Annotated in this window: 9 protein-coding genes; all 9 read right to left on the reverse strand. The window is 69.6% G+C overall.

Annotation, left to right across the window (positions count from 1 at the left end):
• Nucleotides 1–30 precede the first annotated feature (30 nt).
• Complete coding sequence (locus QMK28_RS16965; protein WP_326438725.1) at nt 31–315, reverse strand: YggT family protein; 285 nt, start codon at nt 313–315, stop codon at nt 31–33.
• Between the two features lie 82 nt (nt 316–397).
• Complete coding sequence (locus QMK28_RS16970) at nt 398–1,009, reverse strand: cell division protein SepF (protein ID WP_326438727.1); 612 nt, start codon at nt 1,007–1,009, stop codon at nt 398–400.
• A gap of 123 nt (nt 1,010–1,132) precedes the next feature.
• Nucleotides 1,133–1,861: a YggS family pyridoxal phosphate-dependent enzyme gene (locus QMK28_RS16975; RefSeq protein WP_326438729.1), complete on the reverse strand. Its 729-nt coding sequence runs from the start codon at nt 1,859–1,861 to the stop codon at nt 1,133–1,135.
• Nucleotides 1,858–2,613: a peptidoglycan editing factor PgeF gene (gene pgeF / locus QMK28_RS16980; RefSeq protein ID WP_326438731.1), complete on the reverse strand. Its 756-nt coding sequence runs from the start codon at nt 2,611–2,613 to the stop codon at nt 1,858–1,860. The genes QMK28_RS16975 and pgeF overlap by 4 nt, the downstream gene beginning before the upstream one ends.
• 32 nt (nt 2,614–2,645) lie before the next feature.
• Nucleotides 2,646–3,878 carry a cell division protein FtsZ gene (gene ftsZ / locus QMK28_RS16985; RefSeq protein ID WP_326438733.1) on the reverse strand — a complete coding sequence of 411 codons (1,233 nt, stop codon included), beginning with the start codon at nt 3,876–3,878 and terminating at the stop codon, nt 2,646–2,648.
• A gap of 275 nt (nt 3,879–4,153) precedes the next feature.
• Nucleotides 4,154–4,948, reverse strand: a complete 795-nt coding sequence (locus tag QMK28_RS16990; RefSeq protein WP_326438735.1) for a cell division protein FtsQ/DivIB — start codon at nt 4,946–4,948, stop codon at nt 4,154–4,156.
• A 28-nt stretch (nt 4,949–4,976) separates the two neighbouring features.
• Complete coding sequence (gene murG / locus QMK28_RS16995; protein ID WP_326438737.1) at nt 4,977–6,074, reverse strand: undecaprenyldiphospho-muramoylpentapeptide beta-N-acetylglucosaminyltransferase; 1,098 nt, start codon at nt 6,072–6,074, stop codon at nt 4,977–4,979.
• Between the two features lie 6 nt (nt 6,075–6,080).
• Complete coding sequence (gene ftsW, locus QMK28_RS17000; protein ID WP_326438739.1) at nt 6,081–7,469, reverse strand: putative lipid II flippase FtsW; 1,389 nt, start codon at nt 7,467–7,469, stop codon at nt 6,081–6,083.
• A gap of 66 nt (nt 7,470–7,535) precedes the next feature.
• Nucleotides 7,536–8,189: glutamate ligase domain-containing protein (locus QMK28_RS17005; RefSeq protein ID WP_326438741.1), on the reverse strand; the 654-nt coding region annotated here is incomplete at its 5' end.

Raw genomic sequence — 8,189 nt, forward strand, 5'->3', positions numbered from 1 at the left:
AGTCGTCGGCAATCGGCAAGACCGTATCGTTCACAGCCGGCTCACGACGGTGATCAGGATGTAGACGATGATCATCAGTACGAAGAAGGACAGATCGAGCGCCACGCCCCCGAGACGCAGCGGCGGAATGAACCGCCGCAGAAGCTTGAGTGGCGGATCAGTGACGGTATAGGTGGCTTCGAGCACGACCACCATCGCCTTACCGGGTTGCCACGAGCGGGCGAACTGGAAGACGTAGTCCATCACCAACCGGAAGATCAACACGATCAAGAAGCACATCAGCGCGATGTAGACCACCTGCAATGCGATGCCCATCCCGCGCGTCCCTCTCCCCTGCTCGTGTCCGGCCTCACGGCCGCAGTACTGCTTCAACTGTCGGTGTGGCGGTCAGTGCGTCTCAGCTCTGGTTGAAGAACCCGCCCTCTGCGATACGAGCCTTGTCCTCCGCCGTGACATCGACGTTAGCAGGAGACAGCAGGAACACCTTCTGCGTCACCCGTTCAATGCTGCCGTGCAGGCCGAAGACGAGACCGGCGGCAAAGTCGACAAGTCGCTTCGCATCCGTGTCGTCCATCTCCGTCAGATTCATGATCACCGGAGTGCCTTCGCGGAAGTGTTCCCCGATGGTACGGGCCTCGTTGTAGGTCCGGGGGTGCAATGTGGTGATGCGGTAGGGCTCCCGCTCGGACACGACCTTGGGCATGATCACCGGTGCGTTCTTCTCCAGATTGTGGCGTTCAGGTGTGATGGACGCCACGGGGGCGATTCGCGCAGGTCGTCCACTTTCAGCACCGAGCGACACCGGCTCCCGCTGCGCCGGCGGGTGCACCGCTCGCACCGGCTCATCGCGCTCCGGGCGTGGCTCGGACTGGGGCTGGTGCTGCCGCCGGCCCCGATCGGGCTCCGGCTCGGGTTCGAACTCGTCATCGGGGTCGAACCCCGGGCCGTCGTACCCATCGTCCTCCACGAGGCCGAGGTAGACCGCCATCTTGCGCATAGCGCCGGCCATTCTCTGCGTCCTCCGCTCTGTGGTGGATCGGCTCCGTCACCGGGTGCCTAGGATCCACTTGGCCTGTCCGCCTGCGGCGGAAATGACCATATTTTCTGCTGTGGTCCGACTTGTTTGGCGACGTTACCCGAGCCGGGGACGGACTCCGAGTACCGCAGTGCCGACGCGTACATGTGTCGCACCGGCCGCCACGGCCTGCTCAAGGTCCGCACTCATCCCCGCGGAGACCATGTTCGCAGCAGGATGCGCCGCGCGCAGGCTCGATGAGATTTCCATCAACCGCTCGAACGCCGCCTGTTGCCGCCCAGCGTAAGGTCCCGCCAGCGGTGCGACGGTCATCAGTCCGTCGAGCCGCAGCCCCTCGGCCGCGGCCACCGTGTCCGCCAACGCCCCGACGTCCTCCGGCGCGAGCCCGCCGCGAGTGCCCGGCCCGCTCTGCTCGCCGGGCTCCGCGTCGAGGGCCACTTGGAGCAGAACGCCCAACTCCCGGCCCGCGCTCACGGCCGCTTTGGACAGCGCGTCGACCAGCCGCGGCCGGTCGACCGACTGCACCACACCGGCGTAACCCGCCACGGAACGGACCTTATTGGTCTGCAACTGACCGACGAAGTGCCAGGTGAGCGGGAGATCCGCGCACTCGGCGGCCTTCGGCGCCGCGTCCTGGTCGCGGTTCTCCGCGACGTGCCGCACACCGAGCCCGGCCAGCAGCCGGACGTCACTCGCGGGGTAGGTCTTGGTGACCACGATCAGCGTCACCTCCTCCCGCTTACGGCCGGCGGCCTCGCACGCGGCGAAGATACGTTCCTCCACCCGCGCCAGATTGTCCGACAGTTCCATTGCGCGATCCGTCACAGCTCGGCCTCTCCAGCCTTCGGCGGGGGCGAGCCCAGCCAGACGTAACTCGCGAGCCGGCCTGTCGTTCGCTCACGCCGGTACGAGAAGTGATCTGCCGATTCCATCGTGCAGATGTGAGATTGTTCAACCGTTTTGACCCCGGAACGGACCAGTTGGGCCCGGATTCCGGCCGCGACGTCCACCGCCGGGGTGCCCTGCCGGGTGGTGGCCCAGGCCTCGGGGACCGCCTCCGCGATCTCGGACCGCATCGCCTCGGGCACCTCGTAACAGCGGCCGCAGGCCATCGGTCCGGTACGGGCGACGATCCGCGCCGGGTCCGCGCCGAGTGCGAGCATCGCCTCGACCGTCGCCGGGACGACCCCGGCGAGCAGTCCGGGACGGCCCGCGTGCGCGGCTCCGGTGATTCCGGCGACCGGGTCGGCCAGCAGCACCGGAGTGCAGTCGGCGGTGAGCACCGCGAGCGGCAGACCCCGACGGGCCGTCACCACCGCGTCGGCCGCCGGGATCTCGCGATCCCCCCAGGGACCGTCGACCACCGCGACCTCGCGGCCGTGCACCTGCCGCATCCAGACGACCAGCCCGGCGTCGAGGCCGAGCTGCTTCGCCGAGAGCTCGCGGTTGGTCCGCACCGCGGCCGGGTCGTCGCCGACCGCGCCGCCGAGATTGAGCTCGTCGTACGGAACGGCGCTCACCCCGCCCCACCGGTCGGTGAAGGCGAAGTGCGCGCCGTTCGGTTCGTTGCGTATCACTGCTGTTGTTGCCCTATCACTTCAGAGCGCAGTTACTTCAGGAAGTCGGGAACGTCCAGTTCCTCGGCCTGGCTGTCCTGGTAAGGACGGGCCGGCGGGACCTGCGGCGCGGCGACGGGGGGTGTCGGGACCTCGTACGCCGTGGAGTCGGCCGAGACCTGCTCGTCCTCGTGCCGGGGCACGCTGCCCAGACCGCCGTAGGCGGGGCGGGCGTCGGCGCGTTCGGCAGGACGCGACTGCTGCGGCGGAGGGGTCGCGGTGCTCTCGGCGCTGTACGTCGAGCCGAGCGCCTTGTCGCGGCTGCCCTTCGGCGGCGGCTGGCCGCCGTCGAACCCGGCGGCGATGACGGTGACCCGGACCTCGTCGCCGAGCGCGTCGTCGATGACCGCGCCGAAGATGATGTTGGCCTCGGGGTGCGCGGCCTCGCTCACCAGTTGCGCCGCCTCATTGATCTCGAAGAGACCGAGGTCGGAGCCGCCGGAGATGGAGAGCAGCACCCCACGGGCGCCGTCGATGGACGCTTCGAGCAACGGCGAGGAGATCGCCATCTCGGCCGCGGCCACCGCCCGGTCGTCGCCGCGGGCCGAACCGATGCCCATCAGCGCCGAGCCCGCCTCGGACATCACGGACTTGACGTCCGCGAAGTCGAGGTTGATCAGACCCGGGGTGGTGATGAGATCGGTGATGCCCTGGACGCCCGAGAGCAGTACCTGGTCCGCCGACTTGAAGGCGTCCAGCACGCTGACCTGACGGTCCGAGATGGACAGCAGCCGGTCGTTGGGGATGACGATCAGGGTGTCGACGTTCTCGCGAAGACCCCCGATGCCGTCCTCGGCCTGGTTGGCGCGGCGACGGCCTTCAAAGGTGAACGGCCGGGTGACCACACCGATCGTCAGGGCCCCCAGCGAGCGGGCGATGTTGGCGACGACGGGTGCGCCGCCGGTGCCGGTGCCGCCGCCCTCACCCGCGGTGACGAAGACCATGTCGGCCCCCTTGAGGACCTCCTCGATCTCCTCGCGGTGGTCCTCGGCGGCCTTGCGGCCGACGTCGGGGTTCGCGCCGGCGCCGAGGCCGCGGGTCAGTTCGCGACCGATGTCGAGCTTCACGTCGGCGTCGCTCATGAGCAGGGCCTGCGCATCGGTGTTGACCGCGATGAACTCGACGCCCTTGAGACCGACCTCGATCATCCTGTTGATGGCGTTCACGCCACCGCCGCCGATACCGACGACCTTGATGACTGCGAGGTAGTTCTGCGGTGCTGCCACGTCGAAGGCCTCTCGCCTCGAGTTACGTGTCGTCGCCCCATGGATGGTGCGGTGCGCCGACTGATGCCGATGGGGCGGTCCTGAATGCCGACCCGAACCCTAACGGTGAAGTTTAGGGTTACCAGTGCCACTGTTCCTGGACTCTTTGGAACAGGACACTAAGTCGACAAGTGGCACGCGTTCAATGAACACGCCGAACCTCCCGTTTTTCTTTTCACCCTATGTGATCACCCATAGCGCTAGCGAACCAGGGTGCCGAGGTGTCCGAAACACCCTCAACTCGCCGCTGCCGCCGGGGCGCTGGGCGCGCTGACGTCGAACTTCCCGGCGTCGTGTTCGGCCCTCATCAGGGCGGTGAGCACTTTCGACTTCACCCGTCCGTACTCTCCGCTTCCCCAGACGACCGTACGACCACCCGTCAACTCCAGCCGGATGGAGTCATAGGACCGTACCCGGACGACCCGGGTGTCCCGGTGCACCGCCTCGGGGAGGTCCGCGGCGACGCGGGCCGCTTCCCGGCGCAGCCGTCCCTCGCCGAACCGGCGCAGGCTCGGCGACTCCCGCACATCCATCTCCAGCAGCGGGACGCCCTTCGGCGCGGTTGCGACCCTTGCGAAACGCACCCCTTCGGCGTCTACTTCGGTGAACTTTCCGCCCTTTTCGATAAGGGTTACCGGCGTTCTCTCGCTCACTTTCAGCGCAACGGAGTGCGGCCAGGAACGGACGACCTCGACCGCGGCGATCCGCGGCAGCTTCTCCAGAAGTCTCGCGCGCACCGCGCCCGCGTCCACGGTGGCCAGTGGCGCGCCGATCGGCACGGCCGCGGCCTTGGTCACCTCACGCGGCGTCAGAACCGTGGTGCCGCTGGTCCGCACCCGCTCGACGCGCAGCCAATTGGAGCCGTAGAGCGCCCAGAGCGCGCCCGCGCCGACCAGCAGCGCGACGATCGCGCAGATCAGCAGGGTCCGGCGGCGCGGCATGCGGAGCCCGCGCCCCGGCTCGCGGGGCGGGCGCGGGCCGGACGGCGACGCCTGTCGCTCGCCGCGCTGGGCGGTCGTCGGTCCGGCCACGCTTCCCTAGCCTCCTGCTCCTGCGGGCCTACTGACCGGCCCGGCGTGCTGCGATCGCCTCGTACACCATGCCGACCAGCAGCTCGTCGGCATCCCGGCGGCCGAACTCGGCCGCCGCGCGGGACATCTCGTACAACCGGTGCGCGTCGGAGAGCACCGGCAGCACATGGCCCAGCACCCACTCCGGGGTGAGCAGCGCGTCGTCGACGAGCAGCCCGCCGCCGGCGTTGACCAGCGGCTGGGCGTTGAGCCGCTGTTCACCGTTGCCGATGGGCAGCGGTACGTAGACGGCCGGCAGCCCGACGGCGGACAGCTCCGCGACGGTCATCGCGCCCGCGCGGCAGAGCATCATGTCCGCCGCCGCGTACGCGAGGTCCATCCGGTCCACGTACGGTACCGGGATGTACGGCGGCATTCCCGGCATGTTGTCGAGGTGCGGCATTTCGTTCTTGGGGCCGACCGCGTGCAGGATCTGCACCCCCGAGCGCTGCAGCGCCGGAGCGGCCGCCTGCACCACCTCGTTGAGCCGCCGAGCGCCCTGCGAGCCGCCGGAGACCAGCAGCGTCGGCAGGTTGGGGTCGAGGCCGAACGCGGCCCGCGCCTCGGCCCGCACCGCGGCCCGGTCGAGGGTGGCGATGGTGCGTCGCAGCGGGATGCCCACGTAGCGGGCGTTGCGCAGCTTGCTGTCCGGCGTGCTGACCGCGACGAACTTCGCGTAACGGGAGCCGATCTTGTTGGCGAGGCCGGGCCTGGCGTTGGCCTCGTGGACGATGATCGGCACCCCCAGCCGCTTGGCGGCCAGGTAGCCGGGCAGCGCCACGTAGCCGCCGAAGCCGACCACGCAGTCCGCCTTGGTGCGTTCCAGGATCTGCTCGGCCGCCTTGATGGTGCCGCGCAGCCGTCCCGGGACGGTGATCAGTTCTGGTGTGGGCCTGCGCGGCAGCGGAACAGCGGGGATCAGCCCGAGTTCATAGCCGCGTTCGGGCACCAGCCGCGTCTCCAGGCCCTTTTCCGTGCCGAGCGCCGTGATTCCCACTGTCGGATCCTGCCTGCGCAGGGCATCCGCGAGGGCGAGCGCGGGCTCGATGTGGCCGGCGGTCCCCCCACCGGCGAGTACAACATGCACCGAAATTCACCGCTCTCCGGACGGACGCTTCTTGACGCGCCGTCTCATCGTCTTCCATCTCACCCCAGGCTGCCGCATGGCCAACGCCGCTCGGGCACCGGGCTCCTCCCGCGCGAACGCGATCAGCAGTCCGACGGCGAACATGGTCGGCAGCAAGGCGGAGCCCCCGTAGGAGAACAGCGGGAGCGGGACTCCGGCGATCGGCAGCAAGCCGAGCACCGCACCGATGTTGACCACGGCCTGGGCCGTGATCCAGGTGGTCACACCTCCCGCGGCGTACCTTACGAAGGGGTCCTCCGTACGTCCGGCCACGCGGATACCCGCATAGCCTAGAGCCGCGAAGAGGGCGAGTACCGACAGCGTGCCCGCCAGGCCCAGTTCCTCCCCCGTCACAGCGAAGATGAAGTCGGTGTGCGGCTCCGGGAGTTCACCCCATTTCTCCACACTCGCACCCAGCCCGGAACCGAACAGGCCGCCGGAGGCGAGCGCGTAGATTCCGTGCACCGCCTGCCAGCACTGGTCGTTCGCGCCGGGATCGGTGGCTCCGATGCAGGCGAGCCGGGACATCCGGTTGGGACTGGTCTTGATCAGCAGTACCCCGATCGCGCCGGCGATGGCGAGCACCCCCGCGAACATCCGGGTGGGGGCGCCGGCCAGCCAGAGCAGGCCGAAGAGGACGGCGGTGAGAATGATCGCAGTGCCCATGTCACCGCCGAGCATGATCAGCCCGAGCAGCATGAAGGAGACCGGGACCAGCGGCACCAGCAGGTGCTTCCACTGGGTCAGCAGCTTCTTCTCCTGCTTGCGGGCGAGCAGGTCGGCGCCCCACAGGACCAGCGCGAGCTTGCCGAACTCGCTGGGCTGGAGCTGGAAGGGCCCGCCGAGCGAGATCCAGTTCTGGTTGCCGTTGACCGCCTGCCCTATCCCCGGCACCTGGACCAGGCACATCAGGAAGACCGAGCCGGCCAGCAGCGGATAGGCGAGCGCGCGGTGCAGCTTGAGCGGCATCTTGGAGGCGAGCAGCAGCAGGCCGCCGCCGATGACGGCGGCGAGCAGCTGTTTGCGGAAGAAGTAGGTCGCGGGCAGGCCGTACTGCAGCGCCATGATCTGGGAGGCGGAGGCGACCATCACCAGGCCCAGCACGGTGATCAGCATGCTCCCGCCGAAGACGAGGTAGTAGGCGGTCAGCGGCCGGTCCCAGGCCCGCCGCAGCTGCTCCACGAGCCGGCGCAGCGCGCCCGCGCGCGGGGGGCGCGGTCCGCCCGCGCCGGCCGCCGGGGTGCGCCGGGGTGCGCGGGCCCGTACCGGGCGGGCCGTGGCGCCGCCGCGCAGGGCGAAGGCGACGCGCGGGGCGACGCTGCCAGGGCCGGACTTCGCGGGCAGCTCGGCCGTCATCCTCGTCCCCTCCGGTGATGCGTCACGCCGTTGGTCCACGGCGCGACGGCCCTTTCAGAACACGGCCTATTCGTTCTCGGCGCGGACGGCCGGCAGAGCGAGCGCGGCTTCGGCGAACGCGTCTCCACGCTCGTGGTAATTGACGAACATGTCCATCGAGGCGCAGGCGGGGGCCAGCAGGACGGTGTCCCCCGGCCGGGCGAGCCGCGCCGCTTCCCGGACAGCCGCCGCCATCGCACCAGTGTCGGTCCGGTCGAGGTCCACGACCGGCACATCGGGGGCGTGTCGGGCGAGTGCTTCGCCGATCAGGGCGCGGTCGACGCCGATCAGCACGACGCCGCGCAGCCGCTTCGCGGACCTGGTGACCAGCTCGTCGAAAGTGGCGCCCTTGGCGAGGCCGCCGGCGATCCAGACGATGCTCTCGTACGCGGCCAGTGAGGCCTCGGCGGCGTGTGTGTTGGTGGCCTTGGAGTCGTCGATGTAGGCGACGGAATCGATGTCGGCGACATGCGCGATGCGGTGGGCGTCGGGTCTGAAGGCGCGGAGTCCGTCGCGCACCGCGGCGGGCGTGACGCCGTAGGCGCGGGCCAGGGCGGCCGCCGCGAGCGCGTTGGCGATGTTGTGCGGCGCGGGCGGGTGCACGTCGCCGGCCTCGGCCAGCTCCTGCGCGTGCGACTGACGGTTGTCGACGAAAGCCCGGTCGACCAGGATGCCGTCGAC

The sequence above is a fragment of the Streptomyces sp. H27-D2 genome (genome assembly GCF_035828615.1).
GTDB lineage: Bacteria > Actinomycetota > Actinomycetes > Streptomycetales > Streptomycetaceae > Streptomyces.